The sequence below is a fragment of the Candidatus Sulfotelmatobacter sp. genome (assembly GCA_035498555.1).
In the GTDB taxonomy this organism is placed as follows: Bacteria; Eisenbacteria; RBG-16-71-46; order RBG-16-71-46; family RBG-16-71-46; genus DATKAB01.
Genome location: DATKAB010000138.1, coordinates 1 through 23620, shown reverse-complemented (window position 1 = coordinate 23620; position 23620 = coordinate 1). Strand labels below are relative to the sequence as shown.

Annotated in this window: 23 protein-coding genes; 12 read left to right on the top strand and 11 right to left on the bottom strand. The window is 69.5% G+C overall.

The window, feature by feature from the left end; all coding sequences use genetic code 11:
• Positions 1-2 precede the first annotated feature (2 nt).
• From VMJ70_11695 to VMJ70_11675, 5 genes are all read right to left on the bottom strand, one after another.
• Entirely contained in the window at positions 3-1163 is a 1161-nt protein-coding gene (locus VMJ70_11695; GenBank protein HTO91784.1) for a PP2C family protein-serine/threonine phosphatase, read from the bottom strand.
• Positions 1164-1234: 71 nt separating this feature from the next.
• The gene (locus VMJ70_11690) at positions 1235-1807 is read right to left on the bottom strand and encodes an isoprenylcysteine carboxylmethyltransferase family protein (GenBank protein ID HTO91783.1); all 573 of its coding nucleotides are present in this window, start codon (positions 1805-1807) and stop codon (positions 1235-1237) included.
• Between the two features lie 39 nt (positions 1808-1846).
• Positions 1847-2476, bottom strand: coding sequence for a DUF6498-containing protein (locus VMJ70_11685; protein HTO91782.1), 630 nt, complete (start codon positions 2474-2476; stop codon positions 1847-1849).
• A gap of 30 nt (positions 2477-2506) precedes the next feature.
• Positions 2507-3049, bottom strand: coding sequence for a DinB family protein (locus tag VMJ70_11680; GenBank protein HTO91781.1), 543 nt, complete (start codon positions 3047-3049; stop codon positions 2507-2509).
• 1365 nt (positions 3050-4414) lie between these two features.
• The gene (locus VMJ70_11675) at positions 4415-5389 is read right to left on the bottom strand and encodes a lysylphosphatidylglycerol synthase transmembrane domain-containing protein (protein HTO91780.1); all 975 of its coding nucleotides are present in this window, start codon (positions 5387-5389) and stop codon (positions 4415-4417) included.
• Between the two features lie 80 nt (positions 5390-5469).
• On the opposite strand from VMJ70_11675, the gene VMJ70_11670 reads away from it, so the two are divergent.
• Genes VMJ70_11670 through prs form a run of 3 tightly spaced genes read left to right on the top strand, consistent with a single transcriptional unit; the run spans position 5470 to position 7827 of the window.
• The gene (locus tag VMJ70_11670; GenBank protein HTO91779.1) at positions 5470-6144 is read left to right on the top strand and encodes an alpha/beta family hydrolase; all 675 of its coding nucleotides are present in this window, start codon (positions 5470-5472) and stop codon (positions 6142-6144) included.
• A complete protein-coding gene (locus VMJ70_11665; protein HTO91778.1) occupies positions 6125-6823 on the top strand; it encodes a phosphoribosyltransferase family protein in 699 nt (232 codons plus the stop codon). Before VMJ70_11670 ends, VMJ70_11665 begins: the two co-directional genes overlap by 20 nt.
• Positions 6820-7827, top strand: coding sequence for a ribose-phosphate diphosphokinase (prs, locus tag VMJ70_11660; GenBank protein HTO91777.1), 1008 nt, complete (start codon positions 6820-6822; stop codon positions 7825-7827). The genes VMJ70_11665 and prs overlap by 4 nt, the downstream gene beginning before the upstream one ends.
• On the opposite strand, the gene VMJ70_11655 is transcribed toward prs, so the two are convergent.
• Positions 7734-9413, bottom strand: coding sequence for an AarF/ABC1/UbiB kinase family protein (locus VMJ70_11655; GenBank protein ID HTO91776.1), 1680 nt, complete (start codon positions 9411-9413; stop codon positions 7734-7736). The genes prs and VMJ70_11655 overlap by 94 nt on opposite strands.
• Positions 9414-9660: 247 nt before the next feature.
• Between VMJ70_11655 and VMJ70_11650 the strand changes: the two genes are divergently transcribed.
• The 4 genes from VMJ70_11650 (at position 9661) to VMJ70_11635 (ending at position 13769) form a co-directional block, all read left to right on the top strand.
• A complete protein-coding gene (locus VMJ70_11650) occupies positions 9661-10320 on the top strand; it encodes a polysaccharide deacetylase family protein (GenBank protein HTO91775.1) in 660 nt (219 codons plus the stop codon).
• Complete coding sequence (locus tag VMJ70_11645; protein HTO91774.1) at positions 10317-10946, top strand: hypothetical protein; 630 nt, start codon at positions 10317-10319, stop codon at positions 10944-10946. The genes VMJ70_11650 and VMJ70_11645 overlap by 4 nt, the downstream gene beginning before the upstream one ends.
• Positions 10947-11056: 110 nt before the next feature.
• Positions 11057-12103, top strand: coding sequence for a YceI family protein (locus VMJ70_11640; GenBank protein HTO91773.1), 1047 nt, complete (start codon positions 11057-11059; stop codon positions 12101-12103).
• A 343-nt stretch (positions 12104-12446) separates the two neighbouring features.
• Positions 12447-13769, top strand: coding sequence for an MFS transporter (locus VMJ70_11635; GenBank protein HTO91772.1), 1323 nt, complete (start codon positions 12447-12449; stop codon positions 13767-13769).
• A 67-nt stretch (positions 13770-13836) separates the two neighbouring features.
• Here the strand turns inward: VMJ70_11635 and VMJ70_11630 are convergent, their stop codons facing one another.
• Complete coding sequence (locus tag VMJ70_11630; GenBank protein HTO91771.1) at positions 13837-15351, bottom strand: YifB family Mg chelatase-like AAA ATPase; 1515 nt, start codon at positions 15349-15351, stop codon at positions 13837-13839.
• 197 nt (positions 15352-15548) lie between these two features.
• Here VMJ70_11630 and VMJ70_11625 point away from each other — a divergent pair, with 197 nt between their 5' ends.
• The gene (locus tag VMJ70_11625) at positions 15549-16952 is read left to right on the top strand and encodes an ATP-binding protein (protein ID HTO91770.1); all 1404 of its coding nucleotides are present in this window, start codon (positions 15549-15551) and stop codon (positions 16950-16952) included.
• 11 nt (positions 16953-16963) lie between these two features.
• On the opposite strand, the gene VMJ70_11620 is transcribed toward VMJ70_11625, so the two are convergent.
• The 3 genes from VMJ70_11620 to VMJ70_11610 all read right to left on the bottom strand — a co-directional run bounded on the left by VMJ70_11620 (position 16964) and on the right by VMJ70_11610 (position 19290).
• Entirely contained in the window at positions 16964-17572 is a 609-nt protein-coding gene (locus tag VMJ70_11620) for a redoxin domain-containing protein (protein HTO91769.1), read from the bottom strand.
• 92 nt (positions 17573-17664) lie between these two features.
• The gene (locus VMJ70_11615; GenBank protein ID HTO91768.1) at positions 17665-18252 is read right to left on the bottom strand and encodes a peroxiredoxin family protein; all 588 of its coding nucleotides are present in this window, start codon (positions 18250-18252) and stop codon (positions 17665-17667) included.
• 24 nt (positions 18253-18276) lie between these two features.
• Positions 18277-19290 (bottom strand): uroporphyrinogen decarboxylase family protein, encoded by a 1014-nt coding sequence (locus tag VMJ70_11610; protein ID HTO91767.1) that lies wholly within the window; start codon positions 19288-19290, stop codon positions 18277-18279.
• A 260-nt stretch (positions 19291-19550) separates the two neighbouring features.
• Between VMJ70_11610 and VMJ70_11605 the strand changes: the two genes are divergently transcribed.
• Entirely contained in the window at positions 19551-20087 is a 537-nt protein-coding gene (locus VMJ70_11605; GenBank protein HTO91766.1) for a hypothetical protein, read from the top strand.
• Here the strand turns inward: VMJ70_11605 and VMJ70_11600 are convergent.
• Entirely contained in the window at positions 20084-20986 is a 903-nt protein-coding gene (locus VMJ70_11600) for a GNAT family N-acetyltransferase (protein HTO91765.1), read from the bottom strand. The genes VMJ70_11605 and VMJ70_11600 overlap by 4 nt on opposite strands.
• Before the next feature lie 80 nt (positions 20987-21066).
• Here VMJ70_11600 and rfaE1 point away from each other — a divergent pair, with 80 nt between their 5' ends.
• From rfaE1 to VMJ70_11585, 3 genes are all read left to right on the top strand, one after another.
• Positions 21067-22065, top strand: a complete 999-nt coding sequence (gene rfaE1 / locus VMJ70_11595) for a D-glycero-beta-D-manno-heptose-7-phosphate kinase (protein HTO91764.1) — start codon at positions 21067-21069, stop codon at positions 22063-22065.
• Positions 22065-22559, top strand: a complete 495-nt coding sequence (gene rfaE2, locus VMJ70_11590) for a D-glycero-beta-D-manno-heptose 1-phosphate adenylyltransferase (protein HTO91763.1) — start codon at positions 22065-22067, stop codon at positions 22557-22559. The genes rfaE1 and rfaE2 overlap by 1 nt, the downstream gene beginning before the upstream one ends.
• A 100-nt stretch (positions 22560-22659) precedes the next feature.
• Positions 22660-23451: a hypothetical protein gene (locus VMJ70_11585; protein HTO91762.1), complete on the top strand. Its 792-nt coding sequence runs from the start codon at positions 22660-22662 to the stop codon at positions 23449-23451.
• The last annotated feature ends 169 nt before the right edge of the window (positions 23452-23620 follow it).

Genomic DNA, 23620 nt, shown 5'->3' with positions numbered 1-23620 from the left:
GGTCAGGCCGGCGGCGAGCCCTCGGCCGGCAACGCGCGCAGCACCATGACCGTCATGTCGTCGCCGGGCTCGTTGCCGCTCAGGAAACGGCGCACCTCCTCGAGGATCGCGGCGGTCACGGCGCGCGCCTCGAGTTCGAGCGGCAGGCGCTCGACCGCCTCGTAGAGGCGGTGTTCGCCGAACATTTCGCCGTCCTCCCGCGCCGCCTCGGTGATGCCGTCGCTGTACAACACCACCCGGTCGCCCGCGGCGAGCCGCACGGTCTCCTCCTCGAACGCGCAGTGTTCGAGGATCCCGACCACCGTGCCCCCGCGCTCGAGCATGCGGCGGCCACCGTCGCGTTGGAAGACCACGGGAATGTTGTGCCCGGCGTTCGAATAGCAGAGATGCAGCGTCTCCTCCTCGACGCGGGCCAGGAAGAAGGTGGCGAACTGCTCGACCTCGGTGCTGCGATAGACCAGCGAGTTGATGCGCGCCAGCATGTCGCTCACCTCGCGATTCTCCTGGGCCTGCATCCGCAGCGACGCCTGAAGCATGGAGGTGAGCAGCGCCGCGGGCACGCCCTTGCCGGCCACGTCGGCCACCGCCAGCAGGTGGCTGCCGCCGAATCCCGACACCACGTCGTAGAAGTCCCCGCTCACCGATCGCGACGGGACGTTGAGCGCATGCACTTCGAGCCCCTTCATGGGCGGGAACTCCGAGATCAGGAAGGAGCTCTGGATGCGTCGCGCCACCGTCAGCTCGTGGTCGGAGCGAGCCCGCTCGAGCGCGTCGCGATAGAAGCGGAGCGCGGTGAGTATGCCGGAGATCAGCAGCAGGAAGAGCAGCGTGAACATGCCGAGCGTGGCCACGCTCCGCGCGCTGCCGAGCATCTGCGGCACGATCGTGAAGTGCAGAACCAGCGCGGCGACGATCGTGCCCAGCACCGTGGCGCCGGAAAACAGCAGGATGTGTCGCACCACGCGGCGCGGGCCGGGCTGGCCGCTGGACGGCAGCACGAGCGGCAGGACGAACCACTTCGTCACCCACAGGAACAGACAGACCGAGAGCGAGAAGACCAGCGAGATCTCGTAGGCGTCGACGAAGTCGTGGCGCTGCTTGCCGTAGATGAGCCCGAAGAACACGCCGAACGGGATCGTCCACAGCGGCACCACCCAGAACATCCGAAGGAAGTCCCGGGTCGCCGAATCCGGGCGCTTCGGCGAGCGAGGAGGCGCGGCCTGTCGAGGCGGGCTCAGTAGATCCCCGGAATCAACGCCGGTACTCGGCGCGCGTAGTCGTCGTACTGCGTTCCGAACGTGCCGCGGAGCAGCCTCTCTTCGGAGCGGATGCGAATCGCAGTCCCGGCCATGTAGAACACGAGCGCGATGCCCAGCCCGAGGGGATGGCCGAACGCGAAATTGGTGGCGATGAGCTTGCCCAGCATCGCCGTGTAGATGGGATGCCGCACCCAGCGATAAGGGCCCGCGACGATCAGCTGATGCCCTTCGATGAGGCGCGCCGCATAGCTCCATTGCCGTCCGAGGGTGCGCACCGCCCAGAGACCGAACCATGCCGAAGCGATCGAGAGCACCGGGGCCGCGAGATCGAGCGCCACTTCGACGAGCTCGAGATGCGCTCCGGCGCGAGGAATCGGGCGCTGGATCATCCAGACCGCGGCGAACGCCAGGCCCTGCAGCGCGATCCCGAGGAGCGACACCGAGTCACGCTTGACGCCCCCCGGCTCGGCCGGCGAGCGGCGAAACAGGAAGAACCCAAAGAAGAGCAGCCACCCCAGCGCGACCAGCGCCCGGGAAGCGACCGGCATCCAGGCAAGTTCCTCGAACCGAGCGAGCACAAGAGCATTCTACTCGCCCCGGAACAGCCGGCGCTCGACGGCGTGAAGACCGGCGTCGGCGAGGGTCTTGAGCCCGATGAACACCGGCACAGCGACGCCGATCATCGTGCTTCCCAGGATGATCGCCAGATGCATGGGCAGAATGCGAAGGTAGGGATAGAACACCAGCGTTCCGAGATTCGGCTTCTTCTGGCGGAAGTCGCGCCCATGATTGATCAGGAGTGAATAGCCGTGCGCGATCGCAAAGGTCGCGATGTTGCCGAGCACCCACGGCACCTCCGCCTCGGCGAGCCGGCCGCCGACAGCGCCGGCGGCGAGGAACAGCGCGTACACGAGGTGAAAGAACCCGTAGTGGAACGAGAAAAACAGCGCGCTCTGCTCGAGCGAATCCCGCGTGGCCGGAACCGGCCGGCCGCCCAGCTGGAAGCCCTCGGTCGAGAACTCCCGCAGCCGCAGCATGCGAATCACGTTCGAGACACCGATCGCCACGCTCTGGCCCCAGTAGATCCAGAGCAGCGGTGCAATCGACCAGTGCCGCGTTACCGCCGAGAGGAAGGCGAGCGCGTTGCCGATCAGGATTCCATACAGAGAGGAATCCTCGAACACGCGATACGGGGGAGACTGTTCGGTCTCGATCACGAGCGGCCTCGCCGGTGACGGGGCGCGGGCCTAGGAGCGAGGCACCTCGTGATCGGTCAGCACCGGGAGAAACGGAACCCAGGGGCCGGACTCGTCCCGATACTGCTTCGCCATGACTCGCGCCGCCTGCGCGATGTGCCCCAGGTCGTGCACCACCCACGACGCGAGGAGCTGGCGAAGCGTGACGGGACCGAGGGTGGGGTGCAGCCCGGGGAGATCGAGCTGGTTATCGGTCAGCCGCCAGGACTCCAACAGGTCGAGATTGGCGGCGCGCAGCACCGCGAACTCGTCGAGCAAGGAATCGAGCGCGCGATCACGGTTGCGCGCCAGGTGGCGGAACCGGTCGTAGGGTTCGAAGCGCACGCTTTCGCCGCGCGCGAGGATGATGCGGGCGCGCGGAATCCAATCGGTCTCCTCGCCGTCGATGAGATGGCCGACCACGTCGAAGGCACTGAACGTGTCCGGGCCTTCGTTGCCCCCAATCCACGGCACGCTCAGACCCGACAGCAAGGCCCGCAGGGTGGTGGGAGTGCGGCGCAGCACTTCGGCCGCCTGATCGACTCGAAACCTCATGCAGCCGATTCTAACGGCTCAGGGCCTGGTCGATCAGCCGCACGCAGCACTCGCATGCGACCTGCCGCGTGCCGACTGCTGCCATGCCGGCAGTCGAGTGCCGGATTGACAGGAGTCCGGGGCGAGGAACCGGGACGAGACCCAAGAACCCGAGACCGCGTGCTGTTCGGCGCTCTCTCCGGAACCCGAAGTGGTCACACAGCATGAGCCGCTACGGGCGACGAGCGGGTGCGCGCTTACGTCGCCAGCATCGGCCTGGCCCGCGTGATGCAATTGATGCGAGACGCCGGAAGGGTCCGAACCGCGACCGCCGGGCGGGTTCTCCCGCCGACGCCAGCGCAAATCGACGGACGAACGAGCCGCCGTCGGATGGTCCGGGCACAGAGCCTGGAAAGGCTCGCCGCCTGGCGCTGGATGTCAGCTCGAGTCGGTGGTCATGCGAGGGCAATGAAGCCCGTCGCCTTCCGGCACGAACGGACCCCGTGGGCGGCGGTCGCTGCCTGCGGGGTTCCGTCATTCACGACCCGATGTGGGGGGCGGCCGCTCGGGACCGAAGGGGAGTCCGCCATGAAACCATCGCCGATCCCGGATCGATTGGGCAGCGCCCTCGACTGCCGTCGCCGTGGCTGGTCGGTGATTCCGATCCGGCCCGGCTCCAAGGTGCCGATGATTGCCTGGGAGGAGTTCCAGCACCGGCTGGCCGACCCGGCCGAGATTCGGCGCTGGCTCGAGAGCTGGCCGGACGCGAATCTCGGCGTCGTGACCGGTCGCGTCTCGGGAATCGTGGTGCTGGACGCGGATCCTCGCCACCGCGGCGACGAGACTCTCGCGTCGCTGGAATCCAAGCATGGGCCGATCCCCGCCACTCTCGAGTCGATCACCGGAGGCGGTGGCCGACATCTGTTCTTCGTGGCTCCCGAGGCGCCCATGCACAGTCGCATCGGGTTCGCCCCGGGCCTCGACCTCGAGGGCGATGGCGGGATCGTGATCGTCCCCCCTTCGCTGCACCCTTCGGGAGGTCGTTATCAGTGGCGCCCGGGACACGAGCCCGGTTCGGTCGCTCCCGCTCCGATGCCTCAGTGGCTGCTCGATCGCCTGCATGCCGACACGCGTCCCCGCGGCCGTTCGCTCGGGCAATGGCGCGATCTGGTTCGCTCCGGCGTGGAGCAGGGCGCGCGCAATCAGACCATCGCCTCGCTGACCGGGCACCTGCTGTGGCATGGCGTGGACCCGGCGGTCGCGCTCGAGCTGCTGATCGCGTGGAACCGCACTTGCTGCCGGCCGCCGCTCTCCGACCACGAAGTCGAGCGCACCGTGGTCAGCGTGATGCGAACCCGCGCGGCGCGCGCCGGGGAGACGCCGCGTTCAGCGGCCGAGCGCGCGGCGCGAGAACCAGAACCCCGGCAGCATGGGCGCCCAGAAGGTGAGGAGCCGGAAAATGAGGGTCGCCGCGAGCGCGATCGGAACGCCGACCCCCATCAGCTTCAGGGTGAGCACCGAGCTGGCCTCGTAGGTGCCGAGGCCGCCGGGAAGGAATCCGACCACGCGGAAGAGGCTGCTGATCATCAGGCTCGTGAATACCACGACCGGTGGAGAGACGGCGCCCAGCGAACGGATCACCAGCCACAGAGTGCCGGTGTCGAGGAGAAAGATCAGCATCTGCCACAGCACGCTCTCGGCGAGCCACCGCGGCCCACGCGTCAGAGCCACGTCGGCGTCGGCGATGAAGCTCAGCAGGCCGCGTACCAGTGGGAGGCGCGGCAACGCGGAGCCGGGAGCGGGCCGGCGGCCGGCCAGCGAGAGGAGCGCGAAAGCCAGCGAGAGGCTGAACACGGAGAGCAGGCCGATCGCGAGCACCAGCACGAGGCCGGCGCCTCGGAGCATCGCGAAGATCGCGAGCGCGGCCAGCAGCATCAGGCCATAGGCCGCCTGGTAAGAAACGAAGTTGAGCACGGCGCCGGCGGCGACCGCCGGGCGCGGCACGCCGCACCGGACCAGGGCCGCGGCGACGACCGCCGTACTGCCGAGCCCAGCGGTGGGCAGCGTCTGGTCGAGGAAGAGCTTCGAAAGGCTGAGCTCGAGCAACCTCGATCGAGGAACCGGAAACCCCGCGGCGCGCGGCGCCGTGCCGAAGATCTCGGCCTGGGAGAAATAGGTTCCGCCCTGAAGCAGCAGGGCGGGAAGGAGGAATCGGGGATCGGCGCCGGTGAGCAAGCGAGAGAAGACCCGAGCCTCGGACACACTGAAGGCGACGAGGATCACCGCGACGAGGACTGCGCCGCCGACCAGCCAGCCGAGCCGCGCGACCACCCGAGCTTGCGACGACTTGGAGGCGTTCACTTGGGGAAGCTCTCTCGACCGGGGCGTGACCTGCAGGACGAACGCCAACGTACCCGAACCCGAACGCGGGAGGGAGTCTCATGATGACGGCGCGCGTGGAGTCGAGAGAAGTGGTGATCCCGGCAGGCGAGGCGGCGCTTCCCGGTACCTTGTCGCTGCCGGGCTCAATGCGGGGCGTGGTGCTGTTCGCTCACGGCAGCGGGAGCAGCCGCTACAGCCCGCGCAATCGATTCGTGGCCGGGGCTCTCAGCGAGGCCGGTTTCGCGACGCTGTTGTTCGACCTGCTGATCGAGAGCGAGGCCGAGGATCGCCGAAACGTGTTCGACATCGAGCTGCTCGCGAGCCGGCTGCTGGCCGCGATTCGCTGGACGCGCCGCAACCCCGCGACTTGCGCGGCTCCACTCGGCATCTTCGGCGCCAGCACCGGCGCTGCCGCGGCGCTGGTGGCGGCGGCGCGCGATCACCGCGTGCGCGCCGTGGTCTCGCGAGGAGGCCGTCCGGATCTCGCGGGCGGTTGGCTCGTCCGGGTGGATTCGCCGACTCTGCTGATCGTGGGAGGGCGGGACGAGGAGGTGCTGCGGCTCAATCGCCAAGCCATGGCGAAGCTGGAATGTGAGACCCGGCTGAGCATCGTTCCGGGCGCGACCCATCTGTTCGAGGAACCCGGCGCGCTCGAAGAGGCGGCGGCGATGGCGCGAGACTGGTTCCTCGCGCACCTGCGGCAGGAGGCGACCGATGCTGCTCACTCAATTTGAGAATCGCGAGGACGCCGGTCACCGGCTGGCGGACCGGTTGCGTGGTCTCCCCGTCACGAACCCGCTGGTGCTGGCGATTCCGCGGGGCGGAATCGAGATCGCGCTGCCGATAGCCCGCCGGCTTCCGGCCGAGCTCGACATTGTGCTGGCGCGAAAACTTCGCGCTCCGAATCAGCCCGAGCTCGCGCTCGGGGCGATCTCGGAGACCGGCGAGGTCTATCTGGATCCGCGCGCCGAGGGCCTCATCGAGGCCAGCGAGCGCTACGTCGACGAGGAGCGGCGGCGGCAGATGTCCGAGATCGAGCGCCGGCGCCGCCTGTTCCGTCAGGTCCGCCCGCAGGCCAGGGTGGCGGACCGCACGGTGATCGTCACCGATGACGGGATCGCCACCGGATCCACCATGATCGCCGCCCTCCGCGCGGTGCGCGCGGGAGGGGCCGGCGAGGTCGTGATGGCGGTGCCGGTGGCGGCGCGCGAGCGGCTCGAGGAGATTCGCCCGCTCTGCGAGCGCGTCGTCTGCCTGATCGAGGCCGATTTCCTGTGGGCGATCGGCCAGTTCTACCGCGAGTTCGAGCAGGTTTCGGACGAACGGGTGTTGGAAGTGCTGCGCGAGTTCGCGAGCCCTCGTCCCGCTTCGGGCCCGCCCGCGCGCGGCCCCCTCTCGGGAGTGAAATCGTGAGCTCGGCGCTGCTGTTCACGAGCGAGCCCTATCGGGAGCTGGGCGCGGCCGTATGCCGGCTACGCGGCTTCGAACCCGGCGAGGTCGCGCGGGAGATCTTTCCCGACGGCGAACTCTTCCAGCGGATCCTGACGCCGCTTGCGGGGCGCGATGTCGTCTTGATCGCCGGCACCGTGAGCGACGAACAGACCTGCCGGCTGTTCGATCTGGCGACCGGCCTGGTCGAGTCCGGCGCCTCGCGACTGACGCTGGTCATCCCTTACTTCGGCTACTCCACCATGGATCGCGCCGGACGGCCGGGCGAAGTCGTCACGGCGAAGACGCGGGCGTCACTGCTGTCGGCGATTCCTCCGGCGCGAGGCGGGACCCGGATCGCGATTCTCGATCCACACTCGGAAGGCCTCCCGTACTACTTCCGTCCGGGACTCGGAGCGGCCGCGATCGGTGTCGAGCCGCTGGTCGCCGAGGTGGCGCGCCGCCTCGGCGGAAGCGACTTCGTACTGGCGAGCGCCGACGCCGGGCGGGCGAAGTGGGTGCAGCGGCTGGCGGACGAGCTGAACGTCAGGGCGGCGTTCGCGCACAAGCGGCGCCTCGGCCCCGAGCGCACGGAAGTGGTCGCCCTGCTCGCCGACGTCCGTGGCCGTCAGGTGGTGATCTGCGATGACATGATTCGGAGCGGCTCCACGCTGCTCGGCGCGGCGCGCGCCTATCGCGAAGCGGGCGCGGCGGGAGTCAGCGCGTTCGCCACCCATGGAGTGTTCCCGGGAGACGCGCTCGATCGCCTCGGCGCCAGCGGCCTCCTCGATCGGCTGGTCACCACCGACAGCCACCCTCGCGCCGTGGCCCTGGCCGGCGGATTCCTCGAAATCGAGTCGGTGGCGCCGCTGCTCGCCAGCGCGCTTCGCCCCGATCACCTTCGATTCGAGCGCAGAATGCTGAGGATCAGCCAGACGCCAAACGCGAGCGAGAACAGGAAGCCGAGCGTGAAGAGCCAGTTGAGATAGTGCTCGAGCCCGGGCACGCGCCGCACGCCGAGTGCCACGCCGAGCGCCACCACCGAGGCGGCGAGCACCACGGCCAGCGCCAGGCGATTGGTCATGTGCTGGAACTGATTCGTGAGCCGCTCGAGTCCCTCGGTGCGGATGTTGAGCTCGAGCTCACCGCGTTCGAGGCGGCTCAGCAGTCGCTCGGTGCGGCGCGGAAGCTCGGCACCGAGCTGCGCGGCATCGGATGCCGCCCGCTCCAGGCGGCGCACCGTGGTTTTCAGCGAATGAGCCTCGAGCCACTGGCGCTTGAAGAACGGCGTCGCGTACTCGAGCGAGCGAAACTCCGGGTCGAGCCTGAGGCCGACCCCCTCGCTCATCGTCAGCACGCGCAGGAGCAGCGCCAGCTCGCCGGGGAGCTGGAGCTTGTGCCTGAACGCGATCGCAGTGAGCTGATTCGTGACCTCGGTGGCGCTGATCTCTCGGATTGAAAGGCCGCCGTATCGGGTGATCACGTGATCGATGTCGCGGAGGAACCCGTGACGCTGCGCATTGCGACCGGCGACGCCGAGCGCGTAGAGCTCCTCGACCAGGCTGTCGGCGTCCTGCTGGATCGCGGCGGCGCCCGCGCGCATGAGATGCTGGCGGAGCGCCGGATTGAGCCGGCCTACCATGCCGAAATCCACGATTCCCAGCGCGCCGTCGGGCTGAACGAAGAAATTGCCCGGATGGGGATCGGCGTGGAACAGGCCGAGCTCGAGCGCGGTGCGCAGGAACAGGCTGACCGCGTTTTCGGCGATCAGGCGCCGCGAGATGCCGCGCTCTTCGAGCGTCTTGAGATCAAGGATCTTCACGCCCTCGATGCGCTCCAGGGTGAGCACGCGCTCCGTGGTCCAGTCCCAGTAGACGAAGGGCACCCGAAACCGAGCGTCGCCGGCCAGGAAGCGGCGCAGCCGGTCGGCGTTCTGCGCTTCGGCCCGGTAGTCGAGTTCGTTGCGGATCGTGAAAGCGAACTCCTCGACGATCGGCATGAGTTCGTAGTCGCGCCCGAGAGCGGTCTGCGTTTCCACCCAGCGCGCGATGCCGGTCAGGATCTCGAGATCGCGCTCCACTTCGTCCCGCACCCCGGGCCGCCGGACCTTCACCACCACCTGCGCGCCGTTCGGCAGCTCGGCCGCGTGCACCTGGCCGATCGAGGCCGAAGCGATCGGCGCCGGATCGAACTTCGCGAATAGCCGCTCGGGAACCTCGCCGAGGTCGGTTGCGATCGTCTCGCGAATCGCTTCAATCGGAACGCGAGGCGCCGCGTCCTGCAGCATCGAGAGCTGCTCGATGAAATCCGGCGGCAGCAAGTCGGCGCGCGTGCTGAGCGTCTGGCCGAGCTTGATGAACGTGGCGCCCAGCTCGCCGAGCGCGAGCCGCACGCGTTCCGCCTGGCTGAGTGGCGCGCGCGGCGGCCCGGTCCTGAGCACCGGCGCGAAGCGACCAAGGCCGAGCTGGTCGGCCAGCGTCCCGAGGCCGTGCAGCGTCAGCACGCGTGCGATCTGACGCGACCGGTGCACGACCGGACCGCGCACGAACCAACCCGGAACCGTCAGGGTTGTCATCTGGGACCTCGTCTCGAAGCAGCCGCCGATTGACCTCGGATCACGAATTGCATGACATATGCCGCGAGACTGGGAGGCGCGGTGCGTGAGCGAAGTGCCGCCAAAGGCCAGTTCCATGGCACCGCGAGCGATCGCGCCGGCGGTCGATCCCAGCGCGTCGCCACGCGGGCGACGGGGGGCCGGCCAGACCGTCAGGCGGGCTGACGGCTTGGCAGTCCGGGGGCCGCAAAGCAGGCGAGTAGCGGGTATGTCGATCCTTCACGCGCGACAATTCTCGAGCTGGGCACGCGGTCACCTCTTGTGCCGCGTGGAGTCGACGCCCGGGCGCTTCGCGCTCTCGTTCGACGATGGGCCGAGCCCGCGCTGGACTCCGCGCGTGCTCGAGGTGCTCGCACGGCACGGCGCCCGCGCGACGTTCTTCCTGCTCGAGCCCAACATCCGCAGGAGCGGAGAAGTGGTGCGCCGGATGCTGAGCGAGGGCCACGAGCCGGCGCTGCACGGGAGCCGTCACTGGCCGGTGTCGGTGCTGCCGCCGTGGGAAATCCGCGCCGAGGTCGAGCGCTGCGCCGAAGCGCTATCGTTGGTGACCGGGCATCGTGCCCGCTTTTATCGGCCGCCGTTCGGGCTGATGTTCCCGGGGCAGGCGAAGCAGATCCGCTCGCTCGGCTACGAGCCGGTGCTGGGCGACGTCTATCCCGAAGATCCGCAGCGACCGGGAACCGCGCGCATCGTGCGACGCGTGATGCGAAGACTGAGGGCTGGCTCGATTGTGATCCTTCACGATGGTTCGCCGCTCGGCGATCCCGATCGCTCGCAGACCGTGGAAGCGCTCGAGGCGATCCTCGCGCAGGCCGAATCCGAAGGTTTGCGCGCGGTGACGATTTCCGAGCTGGTGGGGCAGTCATGACGCGCGGCGCGGATCTCGGCCCCGGCGCGCGAATCGAGCCCGCGCCGCAACTCGAGCCGGTCCCTGAGTCGCAGCGACGCCGATTGCGCATTCGGCGACGAGTGTGGTTCGGGGCGGCGAGCCTCGCGCTCGCTGCGATCCTCTACGGGCTCGCCAGCGATGGCGACCAGCTGCCTTTCGTGCGCGCGGCGCTCGCCAATCTCGCGGTGGTGGGATGGTCGTCGTTCGTGCTGCCGCTTCGAGGGCTGCCACCCTTCGACGAGTACTATCGCCTGCGGGGCTGGGAGCGTAGCGGCCGCCTCTATCACCTGCTCGGAGTCTCGTGGTTCCGAGCGGTGGTGCGCCGCGGTCCGCTGTCGATCTTCAATCGCGCGTTGCCTGCCGCGTGGCACAGTGGCGACCTGGCGCGGATCGAGCGCGAGACGCGCGCCGCCGAGGCGGGTCACGCGATCGCGTTCGGCATCGTGATCCTGCTCGCGGTGCTGGCGTTCGTGCGCGGCTATCGCGCCAATGCCATCTGGCTGCTGGCGCTCGACCTGCCCATGAACTTCTATCCGGTGCTGCTCCAGCGCGATCACCGCGTCCGGCTCGAGCACGGTCTCCCTCCGCACGGCCAGGGGTTCTGACGCCGCCCCATCCCGGCCGCCCGCCCGCTCATCACTCGCGAGTTCCTCAACCCGCTCGATTCCCCGAGCCTCCGCAACGCGCGAACGCCCCACACTCTCCCGGAGGAAACATGCGTCAGCATTCCATGTGGATCGCGATCCTGTCGTTGTGGCTCGGCCTCCTCAGCTCCGCGTCTGCGCCGGCGGCCGCGAATTCGAAAGCGAAGCCTGCCACTGGAGGCGCCGCTCCCGCGCCCTCAGCGCTCGCCGGGCTCCAGCTCTATCAGGTGGACAGCGGCCACAGCGCCATCCAGTTCTCGGTCGCGTGGTTCGCGTTGAGCCACGTCCACGGGACGTTTTCCGATTTCCGGTCGACGGTGGCCTACGACAGCGCCGACGTGACGCGCTCGTCGATCTCGGTGGCGATCAACACCGCGAGTCTCTTCACCGCCAACGATCTTCGCGACAAGGATCTCAAGGGCGCGGACTGGTTCGACGTCCAGAAATTTCCGCGCGCGATCTTTCGCAGCACTTCGGTGGAGAAGAGCGGCGACAGCTTGAAGATCCACGGCGAGCTGACCATCCGCGACCTCAAGCGTCCGGTGACCATCGATGCTCGCGATCTCGGCATCTTCGATTCGCCGTTCGGGCGGCGCCGGGCGTTCGCCGGTCGGCTCGCCCTCAATCGGAACGACTACGGGCTGGTGGGTCCCCAACGCTTCAACGTCGTTCAGCAGGCGGGGAAGAAGCTGCTGGGAGACGAAGTCGAGATCGACCTCGAGCTGCAGGCCACCGCGCAGGTCGGTGACCAGACCGACGGCTCGGTGGTGGACTCTCTGGCGAAGCGTGTCGCTGCCGTGGGGGTCGGAACGATGGTGAGCGAATACCGTGGCGCGCGCGGGCGCGCGGCGCATCCCGACTCGATGATCGTCACCGAAGACGCGCTGAACGCGCTCGGCTACCGGTTACTGCGCCACAACCAGAACCAGCAGGCTCTGGAGGTGTTCTCGCTCGAGGCCGAGACCTGGAATTCCGCATTCGCCGAGGTCGGGCTCGGGCAATCCTATGCCGCGCTCGGGCAGCGCGAGGCGTCGGCGGATCATTGTCGGCGGGCGCTCCAGCAGGTGCCGAATGCGACCCGCGCCATGGAGATCCTGAGAAGGGTCGAGATGAACTGAGCGACGCGCCGACGCCCATGTATCCGGGACTCGATCCCGAGCCTCATCGCCGGCGTCTGATCCCGCCGCAGCTCCGAGAACCACTGGCTCCATGGCAGCATACGCGAAGCCGCTCGATCGCGCTCTGACGACGCTTGGACTGGGTCGCCCGGTCTCTACTTCCTGTTCCTCGACGCCGGAAGCGCGCGGATCAGACAGAAGGTGGCGGTGTTGCGCCGGGGCGCTCGTTCGAAGCCCCGGGCGGGCCGATAACTCGCCCATGAGGAGCGCCCGCCAGCCGACCGGCGACGAGCCGGACCGCGCGCAGTTGCCCGGCCCGGTTTCCCGTGCTACACGGGGCGGAATGGCCGACCCCGTCCGGCTCCCGATCGCCGAGCACGCCGCCGAACTTCGCCCGAGCCCGCGCAGTCCGTGGGCCTGGATCCCGACGCTCTATCTCGCCGAGGGACTGCCCTACGTCGTGGTGATGACCGTGTCGGTCATCCTCTACAAGGGCTTCGGGATCTCGAACACCGACATCGCGCTCTACACCAGCTGGCTCTATCTGCCCTGGGTGGTGAAACCCTTGTGGTCGCCGGTGGTGGACCTGCTCGGCACGCGCCGCACGTGGATCTGGGCCGCGCAGCTCGTGATCGGCGCCGGGCTCGCCGGCGTGGCGCTGGCGCTGCCGGGCCCGCACTTCTTCCGCTGGACGCTGGTGTTCTTCTGGCTCATGGCCTTCGACTCCGCCACCCACGACATCGCCGCCGACGGCTTCTACCTGCTCGGCACCACCGAGCAGCAGCAGGCGTACTTCGTCGGTGTCCGGAACCTCTTCTACCGCCTCGCCACCATCGCCGGGCAGGGCGCACTGGTGGTGCTCGCCGGCCGGCTCCAGGCGCGCACCGGTGATCCGCGACTCGCCTGGAGCATCGCGTTCGGTTCGCTCGCGGCGCTTTTCGTACTATTCGGCGTCTGGCATCGCTTCGTGCTGCCGCGCCCCGCGAGCGATCGCCCGGGTGACGCGCGCCGCATCCCGGAATTCACGCGCGCCTTCCTCGGCACGTTCGGCTCGTTCTTCCGCAAGCCCGGCATGATCGTAATCGTGCCGTTCCTGCTGCTCTACCGCCTGGGTGAGGCGCAGCTGGTGAAGATGGTCGCGCCCTTCCTGCTCGACGCGCGCGATCGGGGCGGGCTCGCGCTCTCCACCGCGCAGGTCGGCGTGGTCTACGGCACGGTCGGGATCGCGGCGCTCAGCGTGGGCGGGATCGTCGGCGGCTGGGTGATCGCGCGCCACGGGCTCAAGGCGTGGCTCTGGCCGATGCTGTTCGCCATCCATCTGCCCGACGCCGTCTTCCTCTACCTGGCTCACGCGCAACCGGCGAGCCTCGCGGCGATCCAGGCCTGCATCGCGGTCGAGCAGTTCGGCTACGGGTTCGGCTTCACCGCCTACCTGATGTACATGATGTACGTGGCGCGTGGCCAGCATCAGACCGCGCACTACGCGATCTGCACCGGCTTCATGGCGCTCGGGATGATGATCCCCGGCATGTGGAGCGGCTGGCTGCAGGACCACATCGGCTATCCACGCTTTTTCCTGTGCGTGATCCTCGCCACGGTTCCCAGCTTTCTCGTGACGCTCCGCCTGCCACTCGAGCCGGGGTTCGGCAGGAAATCCCCGGCGTGATGCCGAAGTGCCGCCAGCCGGCCGGCACATGGGAACTCGGGCCGCGTCACCCCGCAAGCGGCACCCGTCATCCGCGATGCGCGAATCTCCGCGCCTCGTAGGCCCGGTACTGCAGCGCCTCGCCCAGCCGCAGCGCGCTCACCCGCTCCTCGCCCTCGAGATCGGCGATCGTGCGCGCCACGCGCCAGGCGCGATGCACCCCGCGCGCCGACATGCCGCCGCGATCCACCGCGTCGACCGTCAGCCGTTCGCCGGCGGAATCGAGCGCGCAGACCTCGCGCAGCCGCGCGCTCGGCAGCGTCGCGTTGAGACTCCCGCGCGCGAGCTGCCGCTCGCGCGCGGCCTCGACCCGTCGCCTCACTTCGGCCGACGGCTCGCCGGTCGCCGCGCGCAGCAGCTCGCGCGAGGTGAGCGCCGGCACCTCGATCTGGAGATCGAGCCGGTCGAGCACCGGGCCGGAGAGGCGCGCAGCGTAACGCGCGAGGTCGGCCGGCGAGCATTGACAGCCACGCTTCGGGTGCCCGAGCCAGCCGCAGGCGCAGGGATTCATCGCCGCTACCAGCTGCGCGCGCGCCGGAAACCGCGCGGTGCCGGCCGCGCGGCCGATCACGATCTCGCCGTTCTCGAGCGGTTCGCGCAGCGCGTCCATCAGGTGGCGCGGGTACTGAGAGAACTCGTCGAGAAACAACACGCCGTGGTGCGCGAGCGACAGTTCGCCGGGCCGCGGCGGCGAACCGCCACCCACCAGACCGGCGCGCGACACCGAATGATGCGGGGCGCGGAATGGCCGCTCGCGCACCAGACCGCGCCCCGGCGCCCTGAGACCGGCGCCGGAGTGGAGCCGCGTCACCACCAGTGCCTCTTCGCTCGACAGCTCGGGGAGGATGCCGGGCAGGCGTTTCGCGAGCATGGACTTGCCGCTGCCCGGCGGTCCCACCATGAGCAGCGCGTGCGCTCCGGCCGCGGCGATCTCGAGCGCGCGGCGCGCCACGGCCTGACCGCGCACGTCGGACAGGTCGGGTCCGGCGTCGAACGCGCGATCAGGCTCGGCGGCCGAAAGCGGCTCGACGTTCGCCCCGCGCAACCAGTCCACGGCCTCGCCAAGAGTGCGCACGCCGTGGACGCTCAAGCCCTCGACCAGCGCCGCCTCCGGCGCGGCCTCGCGCGCGCACAGGAGCCGAGTCGCGCCCGCGCGCCACGCCGCCTCGGCCAGCGACAGCGTGCCGCGCACCGGCCGCAGCGAGGCGTCGAGCGCCAGCTCGCCGATCACGCTGGTGCGGTCGAGGCGTAGCGACGGCGCCTGGCTGGTCGCCACCAGCACGCCGAGGGCGACCGCCAGGTCGGCCGAGGCGCCTTCTTTGCGGCGCTCGGCGGGCGCGAGATTGACGGTCACACGGCGATCGGGAATCAGGAAGCCCGCGTTTCGCAGCGCCGGCCAGACGCGCTCGCGCGCTTCGCGGGCGGTGGCGTCCGGGAGTCCCACCAGCAGGAAGGCCGGCAGCCCCGGCCCCACGTCCACCTCGCAATCCACCGCGAACCCTTCAATTCCCCACATCGCTCCGGTGCGGACTCGGCTGAGCATGCGATTCCTCCGGGGGAGCGTTGTCGGAATCGCACGAGCTGCCAGAGACGTGCCGGGATGACTCGACAGCCGGGCACGGGAAGCACGGCCCGGGTTCCGTCATCCCACACTCCGTGTTCCAAGGCTGAAGAGCGGGCGGGGACGAGCCGATACTGCAGCCGTTGACCGCATTCGACTGGAGGATTCCCCTGGACCCCTTGCTCTTCCGGTTCGTCGTGAGACATCGGCAGGCGCTCGCCGCTCGCGTTGCCGACAAGCTCGCCGCAGCCCTTCCGCGAGACGACGCGAAGCACGAAGCCGAAGTCTGGCTGCGCGAGCTGGTACGCGCGCTCGCCACGCGGCGATCGCGACCGCTTCGCCGCTGCCTGGCCAGCGCCACGGAGCGCTGGACGGCGCGTGGCGTCGCGGGCGCCGAAGCTCGTGACGCGCTGCTGATTCCCTTTCGGCCCGCCGAGCTCGGAGCGCTCGATGGGGTGTCGCCGGTCCCGCCCGCGCAACTCGCGCGTCTGAACGCGCTGGGCGAGCTCGCGGGCGGAGTCGCGCACGACTTCAACAACATCCTCGCGGCGATTCTGGGCCGCACGCAGCTGTTGCTCCAGCAGTCGGGCTCGGTCGAGATCCGCGGCCAGCTGCGCGTGATCGAGCAGGCGGCGCTGGATGGCGCCGAAGCCGTGCGCCGGGTGCAGGAGTTCACGCGCGTTCGCCAGGACGCGGACTTCGAGACCCTCGATCTCAATCGGATTCTCGAGGACGCGCTCGAACTGACGCGGCCGGTGTGGGAGGAGGGTGGCCGGCGCCGCGGCGCGGCGATCACACCGGCGATCGAGCTCGAGGCGCGCCGGACCGTGGCCGGCAACGCTTCCGAGCTGCGCGAGGTGTTCACGAACCTGATCCTGAACGCGGTGGACGCGATGCCGTGGGGTGGCGACTTGCGCGTGACCAGCCGCGACGAACCGGCGAGCGTGGTGGTGCGGATCGCCGATTCGGGCGTTGGGATTCCGCCCGAATCACGACCGCGAATCTTCGATCCATTCTTCACCACCAAACCCGGCAAGGGCACCGGCCTCGGGCTTTCGGTGGCCTATGGCATCGTCACCCGCCACAGCGGCGCGATACTCGTCGAGAGCGAGCCGCATCTCGGCACCGAATTCACGGTGCGACTGCCGATCGGTCACGGTCGGCCGCGGCCTGCGAGCGAACCCGTTTCGGGCCGGCCGCCCGAGCTGCGCGTGCTGGTGGTGGACGACGAGCCGGTGGTGCTCGAGGTGCTCGCCGATCTGCTGCGCGCGCTCGGACAGCACGTCACGACGGCGCTGGGCGGACCGGCCGGCCGTGAGGCGTTCACGCATGGCGAGTTCGACCTGGTGGTCTCGGATCTCGGCATGCCCGAGCTGAACGGCTGGGATCTGGCGCTGGCGGTCAAAGCCGTACGTCCCGCGGTGCGTGTGGTGCTGGTGACCGGCTGGGGCACTCAGCTCGAGGCCGGCGCCGCCGAGGCGCACGGCGTGGATCGCGTGATTTCGAAGCCGGTGACGCTCGACGATCTGGAGCGCGCGCTACTGAACCTCGCAGCCGGGGCCTCGAATCGACGCGCCGCCTGAACGGCGGCGACTCAGCGAGCGCGAGAGGCCGGGCGGGTCGCCTCGCCGAGCGGCAGCGCCAGCGCCGAGGCCGCGATCCGCGTCCAGCCCTGAGTCGGATCGCCTTCGTGCCAGCGGCCCCGAACCGTGCCGCTGCGGCTCACCACGAACCAGCAGGGCTCGGTGCGATCGGTGGTCGCGTCGACCAGGTCGAATTCCGAACCGATCACGTGGCGATTATCGGCGATCACCAGATAGTGGGCGCCCACGCGCCGCGCGTGAGCCGCCACCGCGCCGTTGCGACCTTCGAGAATCGCCACCGGCACCACGCCCATGTCGGCGAGCGACTCGCGCTCGCTTTCGAGACTCTGCAGCACCGCGTCGGTGGGAGCGAAGACGATCAGCGCGTGCGCGTGCTCGAGCACGTCGCTCAGGCGCCGCGAGTGGTTGTCCGCGGACGTCCACGCGAAATCCGGCGCCCGATCGCCGACCTGCACCGGCGCGTTGGGAGGTTCCGGAGCGATCGCGCTGAGCGTCGTGGACGAATGGCCATCAAAGGGTAACGGGCTGGCGCGCTCGATCCCGTCACCGCCATTGAAGGCGCCGAGGAGCGCGACCAGCACGAAGCCCGCGGGTTTCATGGGGCCTCCGAGGATTTGGGAGTCGGCCAAATGACTCGTTCGTGCCGTGGCCATCGTTTTCGGCACGTCTCGGAGGCGGCTTTAGCGGCGGGTCAGGTGCGCGTCGACACGTAGATGGCGAGCCGCGCAAGATCGGCGGCCGGCAAGCGCTGCCCGAGCAGCGTCATGCGGATGTTCCCGTCCGGATCGAGAATCAGATACCCGGGCACCACCGTGCGCGCCTCGGCGTCGTAGAGCCCGTAGAGCTCGGAGATCTCACGCGAGACGTCGGCGAGCATCAGGTAGGGGAGCCCCGACTTCTTCGCGTAGTCGACCAGGATGTAAGCCTTCTCGGCGCACACGCCCACCAGCTCGACACCGGCGGAATCGAGCGACGGATAGACCTCGCGCAGGGCGAGCAACGATTCCTTGCGATCGCCGAATACCAGCAGCACCCAGCGCCCGCGCTGCGACGAGAGCTTGACCGGTTTTCCATTCGAGCCGTCGAGCTCGAAGTCAGGCGCCAGCTCTCCAATCGAAACCTGGCCGCTGGCGCGCGCGTGATACTGGGGCGCCCCAGACGCCGAGGTCGTGGCGGGCGGCGGCTGTTTCCCCGTTTGCCGGGCGTCGGGCTGGGCAAACGCCGCCGTGGCCAGAGCGATTGCCGGCACGAGCATCCCTGCGCAGCGAATCCGCTTCATGGCGATACCTCCCCCGAAGCGCGCTCACCGAGAACGCTCCGGAATGAGACGTGTGGCCTCCACCGCGTCCTTGACCGCTCGCAAGTGGCCCGCGGGCGTGGTCGGCGGAATCGAGCAGCCGGGGGCCACCAGCCAGCGGCGGCCTCCGGTCTGCTCGAGCCCGCGCTGGTACTCGCTGACGAAGAACTCGGGATCGGGCCGCGTGGCGAGCTCGTCGTGAGTGATGCCGCCCATCACCGCGCCCTTCAGCTCGCGAAGGCCGTCGGCGAGCGTCGGATTGAGCGGATCGGTCGCCGCCCACGAGAACGCGGCGACCGGGTAGTCGCGCAGCTCGAACAGGAGGTTGCGCCGCTTGCACACGTGCAGGACGTTGAACCACGCGCCGCGCGCAGCGGCGAGCACGCGCAGATCGTAGGGCCGGCCCCAGAGCCGATACTCCTCGGCGGTCAGCATATCGAGCGACGCCCAGTCCACGGTCGCGAAGTAGAGGCCGTCCGCGCCCGCGTCGAGGAACGCCCGAGCGAGCGGCGTGAGGGTCGCAGTCACCGCTTCGAGGGCGCCCCGCACTCGATCGGGGTGCGAGCGCAGGTGCGACCGAACCTCGGCGGGCTCGCGCACCATCTCGCGCAACACGGCGAGCGGCGAGAACAGGGTCTGGAGGATGGGCACCTCGGCGGGGAGTCCGGCGCGCAGCAGCCTCACCGCCTCGATCTGCTCGGCGAAGGCGCCGCGGTCGTACGGTCGCGGGGTGATCGCCGCCCAGTCGTCGGGACCGTGAATGGGCCACTCCTCGATCACCGGCTTCTCGGCGGGCTTGCCCGTGTAGCGCCAGCGCACCCCCCAGGGCTCGGCGTGGTACTGGCGCCGCGGATTGAGCTTCACCCAATCCCAGCCGTACTGGCGTTGAGCGGCGAGCGTCGCGTCGACCAGCTCGCGAGCGGTGGATTCGCGCTCGTAGAAGTGGCCCCAGAACGAAACCGGAGGCCGATCCACCGCGTCGCCTCGAAGCGCGGCCTGAACTCGCTCGCGTGAAGTCATGGACATCGAAGGAGGTCCGGGTGCGGGAGCAGTGCCTGAATCTCTTTGCAACCCGACTCTAGAGGAGGGCGGGCGCCGCGACAAGGGGCTCGAATCCGTGGGCTCGCCCCGCCCGCCCCGACAGTCGGGCCGAGTGGTAGCGTCGTGCCATGCACGGGGTTTCATCACGTTTCGCCACGGCGATTCTCGTCGGCCTACTGCTCGCGCTGCCGGGTTGCGGGAAGGCTCGCGAGCGAGAATCGTCTCGCGCGTCACTGCCCTTGCCGATCCAGATCGTGGCCGACAGCGGGCGCGCGACCCCGCTGGCGGTGGCGCGACCCGGTGCATCGGCACCGCGTGACACGGCGAGAGCCTGGATCGCCTCGGTGACGCGCCGTGCGCCGCCACCGGTCGCGGCCAGCCCGCCGGGTCCGTCGGCGCTCGATCTGCCGCCGCCCGAGGCGCGACTCGACACGCTGAAGCCCGAGCCGATGCCGGCGCCGGCGCTGGCCACCGACGAAGATCTCAAGCCGCCGATTCTGCGTCAGCCCGCGCGGCTGCGATTCCCGAAGCTGCGCGGCCGATCGGAATGGGTGGAGCTGGACGTGCGCGTGGACGAGAACGGCGACGTCAGCGACGCGCTGTGGGCGGGCGGCAGTGCCGACTCGTCGGCGGTCCGGGCGACGGTGGAGTGTGCGCTGGCGATGAAATTTCACCCCGCGCTGCAGAACGGGAGGCCGATTCCGGTCTGGTGCCGGCAGCGGTTCGTGCTCGGGAGCGAGGGGGCGGCGCGGCCGGCGGACGCGAGCGGCGACTAGATCCCGCGCTCCCAGACCTGACGGGTTTCGACCACCTCGTAGCGCTCCTTGCGATAGAGCGAGAGCGCGCGCTCGTTCTCACCGTCCACCGTGAGGGTCACGCGCCGGGCACCGTGATCGAGCAGCCAGCGGCCGCCGAAGCGCAGCAGCGCCTGTCCGAGTCCGCGGCGCCGCCACTCGGGAATCACTCCGACCACTGCGATCTCGCCTCGACTCTCGTGCAGGGTGAGGCGCACGAAGCCGACGTCGGCATCGCCGGCGCGAGCGAAGTGCATTCCATCTGCGCTCACCGCGCCGCTCTCGAGCTGGCGCGAGAAATCGGCCTCGCGGGCGAGCACTCCGTGCCAGTGCTCGCGCCACGAACGATTGAAGACGTCGACCCATCGCGAGAGCTCGCGCCGGCCCCGGAACGGTTCGACCGAGGTTCCCGACGGCCACTCCGGCGGCGGGATCGAGTGATCGCGGCGCTCCATCAGCCAGAAGCGCCGCACCGGCAGGAAGCCCATGCGATCCGCGAACGCGCCCGCGCCGTCGTTGGGCAGGGTGGCGCCGAGTGAGACCAGGCGACATTCGGGGGCCGCGGAGCGCAGCCCCTCCACCGAGGACTCGAGCAGGGCGCGGCCCACGCCGCGGCGGCGTGCTTCCGCGACCACGCCGATGCGCACCACGGCCAGCAGCCCGTCCAGGGTCGGGACGACGAACGTGAACGCGAACCCGGCGTCGCGACCATCGAGCGTCGCGAGGCGTCGCAGGGACTCGAGGTTGTAGGCGTCGGCGAGCCGCTGGTCGAGGCCGCGTCCCTGCAACAGCTCGAACTCTCGCTGCAGCGATGGGTGCCGAGCCAGTGCGCGCAGCGCGTTCACTTCGCCTGCGTTCCACGAGCGAATCGCGATCGACATGCGCGGCACGTTAGGTGCGCGCGCGGCGAGCGTCAACGAACGTTGACCCTCCTCAGGTCGCGGTGTAGCGTCGCGCACCCATGCCCACGACTCACTTCGAGCTCGCGCGGATGCGAGAGCTCGTCGGGCGATTCCGCGACCGCCGCATCGCGGTGCTCGGCGACCTGATGCTCGATCGCTATCTGTGGGGCCGCGTCGAGCGCATCTCGCCCGAGGCTCCGGTGCCGGTGGTCGAGATCGAGCGTGAGTCGTTTACGCTCGGCGGCGCCGGCAATGTCGGCGCCAATCTCGCCGCGCTCGGCGCGCGACCCGTGCTGCTCGGAGTGCTGGGCGAGGACGACGCCGCGCAGCGCATTCTGGTCGCGCTGGCGGAACGGGGAGTGGATGCGGCTGGAGTGGTTCGTGACCCGTCGCGGCCCACCACGCTCAAGACGCGGCTGGTGGCGCACGCCCAGCAGGTGGTGAGATTCGACTTCGAGTCGCGCGCCGAGCTGTCGGGTGCGGCGCTGGCGGCGTTGCTCGATCGCATCGCGGCGGTGCTGCCCCGGTGCGAAGGCCTGATCGTGAGCGACTACGGTAAGGGGGTGGTGATTCCCGCAACCCTCGAGGCCTCGCTGCGCGTGGCGCGCGAGCGCGGCTTTGAGGTCAGCGTCGACCCCAAGGAGAGCCACATCGACGCCTACCGAGGTGTCAGTCTGCTCACTCCCAATCAGCACGAGGCGGGTTACGTGCAGGGCACGCGGGTTCGCGACGAGAAGAGCCTGATGGAGGTGGGCTGGGGTCTTCAGCGGCGGCTCGATGCGCGGGCGGTGCTCGTGACCCGCGGGCCCGAAGGCATGAGCCTGTTCGAGCGCGGCGGCGCCTACACGCACCTGCCGACGATGGCGCGCGAAGTGTTCGACGTCACCGGCGCGGGCGACACCGTCGTCAGCGTCGCGGCGCTCGCGCTTGCCGCCGGCGCCGAGTTTCCCGAGGCCTGCCATCTCGCCAATCACGCTGCCGGGGTGGTGATCCGCGAAGTCGGCACCGCCTGCTGCTCGCCGCGGCAGCTGCTGGAATCGCTGGAAGCCCGCGCCTGATGCCGAGCCGGCCCGCGATCCTGACGCCCGCACAACGCAAGTCGGTCGAAGAGTGGCGCGAGCGCGGCGAGGTGATCGTGTTCACCAACGGCGTGTTCGATCTGCTCCATCGCGGGCACCTCGACTATCTCGAGGAGGCACGCGGGCTCGGCGACCGCCTGGTGGTGGGCGTCAACGACGACGCCTCGGTGGCGCGCCTGAAAGGCGTCGGCCGCCCGATCGTGCCGGCCGAGGAACGCGCCGCGCTGCTGGAATCGCTGGAGTGCGTGGACCTGGCCCCCATCTTCCACGACGACACGCCGCTCGCCCTGATCGAGGAGGTGGCGCCCCACGTGCTGGTCAAGGGCGGGGACTGGCCGGTCGAGAACATCGTCGGTCGCGAGTTGGTGCTCGAACGAGGCGGCCGGGTGCTGAACGTGCCGCTGCGCCACGGCCAGAGCACGTCGCGCATCGTGGCGCGAGCCGCCGAGGGGCGCAGCGCGCTCGATGACTGACGGATTTCGCGCTGGACCGAAATCGCGCGACCCGGCACAATCATGGGGAGGTCCCTCCGGCGGTACCGCCCCGGTCGCGCATGCGCGGAGGGCCGAACCCATGAACTCGATCATCCCGAATCGGCATGCACGCTCCGCCCGCGGGGCGCTGCTGGTCCTCGCCCTGACCATGGGCTTCGATCAGCCGGCCACGGTCCTGGCCGGAGGCTTCAACATCGCCTGGAACGACTGCGGCACCAACGGCGCGGATTCCAGGAGCTTCGCCTGCAACTCCGAATCGGGCACCAACGTCTTCTACATTTCGGCCATGCCGGACTCACCGATTCCCCAGCTGGTCGCATTCGATGCCTCGATCAGCGTGTATTCGAGCGCGTCCACGCTATCGCCGTGGTGGCATCTCGAGTCGTCGGGAGGCTGCCGCTCGCGATCGCTCTCCGCCAACTTCAGTTTCACCACGGGGCCGTTCAGTTGCGAGGATCCCTGGGGGGGCAACGCCGCAGGCGGCATCAGCTGGCAATACTACGACCTGACCTCGAGTTCCCGCGCTCGTATCAAGGTGGTCTGCGCCGTGCAACCATCGGCCTCGATCACGGCCAACACCGGCAACGAGTACTATCTGTGCTCGATCGCCATCAACAACTCCGGGGCGACGAGCAGCTCCTGCGCCGGTTGCTCGGACGCCCTGTGCTTCGTGCTCGATCAGGTGGTCCTGTCTCAGCCGAGCACCGACCTGTCGCAGCCACCCACCCTGGGCCCGCAGGTGCTCAACACGGCGCTGCTCCGCCAGAAGATTACGTGGCAGAGCGGCGCGAGCTCCTCCGGCAGCCAGTGCGCCGCGATCAACACCCCGAAGCAGAGCACCTGGGGCGGACTCAAGTCGCTCTACCATTGAAAGCGGGAGCGGCCGCACGCCGCGCCTTGCTTGCTTCCCCGCTTCGGTCGCCTTAGTCTCTCCCGTCCTTTTGCCGGGCGCATCTCGGATGGGCCTCCGCCCGCTCTCGAGTCCGCGTCGTTCCGGCCGCGCCCGGCACGGAGAGCCATCATGTCCAGCCTCTACCAGA

Excerpts from the sequence above, each read along its gene's own strand:
- VMJ70_11610 (HTO91767.1), bottom strand. The coding sequence starts at position 19,290 with ATGACTTCACGCGAGCGAGTTCAGGCCGCGCTTCGAGGCGACGCGGTG.
- VMJ70_11615 (HTO91768.1), bottom strand. The coding sequence starts at position 18,252 with ATGAAGCGGATTCGCTGCGCAGGGATGCTCGTGCCGGCAATCGCTCTG.
- VMJ70_11655 (HTO91776.1), bottom strand. The coding sequence starts at position 9,413 with ATGACAACCCTGACGGTTCCGGGTTGGTTCGTGCGCGGTCCGGTCGTG.
- VMJ70_11680 (HTO91781.1), bottom strand. The coding sequence starts at position 3,049 with ATGAGGTTTCGAGTCGATCAGGCGGCCGAAGTGCTGCGCCGCACTCCC.
- VMJ70_11620 (HTO91769.1), bottom strand. The coding sequence starts at position 17,572 with ATGAAACCCGCGGGCTTCGTGCTGGTCGCGCTCCTCGGCGCCTTCAAT.
- VMJ70_11695 (HTO91784.1), bottom strand. The coding sequence starts at position 1,163 with ATGTTCTGGGTGGTGCCGCTGTGGACGATCCCGTTCGGCGTGTTCTTC.
- VMJ70_11585 (HTO91762.1), top strand. The coding sequence starts at position 22,660 with ATGAACTCGATCATCCCGAATCGGCATGCACGCTCCGCCCGCGGGGCG.
- VMJ70_11650 (HTO91775.1), top strand. The coding sequence starts at position 9,661 with ATGTCGATCCTTCACGCGCGACAATTCTCGAGCTGGGCACGCGGTCAC.
- VMJ70_11665 (HTO91778.1), top strand. The coding sequence starts at position 6,125 with ATGCTGCTCACTCAATTTGAGAATCGCGAGGACGCCGGTCACCGGCTG.
- VMJ70_11630 (HTO91771.1), bottom strand. The coding sequence starts at position 15,351 with ATGCTCAGCCGAGTCCGCACCGGAGCGATGTGGGGAATTGAAGGGTTC.
- VMJ70_11670 (HTO91779.1), top strand. The coding sequence starts at position 5,470 with ATGATGACGGCGCGCGTGGAGTCGAGAGAAGTGGTGATCCCGGCAGGC.
- VMJ70_11600 (HTO91765.1), bottom strand. The coding sequence starts at position 20,986 with ATGTCGATCGCGATTCGCTCGTGGAACGCAGGCGAAGTGAACGCGCTG.
- rfaE1 (HTO91764.1), top strand. The coding sequence starts at position 21,067 with ATGCCCACGACTCACTTCGAGCTCGCGCGGATGCGAGAGCTCGTCGGG.
- VMJ70_11640 (HTO91773.1), top strand. The coding sequence starts at position 11,057 with ATGCGTCAGCATTCCATGTGGATCGCGATCCTGTCGTTGTGGCTCGGC.
- VMJ70_11635 (HTO91772.1), top strand. The coding sequence starts at position 12,447 with ATGGCCGACCCCGTCCGGCTCCCGATCGCCGAGCACGCCGCCGAACTT.
- rfaE2 (HTO91763.1), top strand. The coding sequence starts at position 22,065 with ATGCCGAGCCGGCCCGCGATCCTGACGCCCGCACAACGCAAGTCGGTC.
- VMJ70_11645 (HTO91774.1), top strand. The coding sequence starts at position 10,317 with ATGACGCGCGGCGCGGATCTCGGCCCCGGCGCGCGAATCGAGCCCGCG.
- VMJ70_11690 (HTO91783.1), bottom strand. The coding sequence starts at position 1,807 with ATGCCGGTCGCTTCCCGGGCGCTGGTCGCGCTGGGGTGGCTGCTCTTC.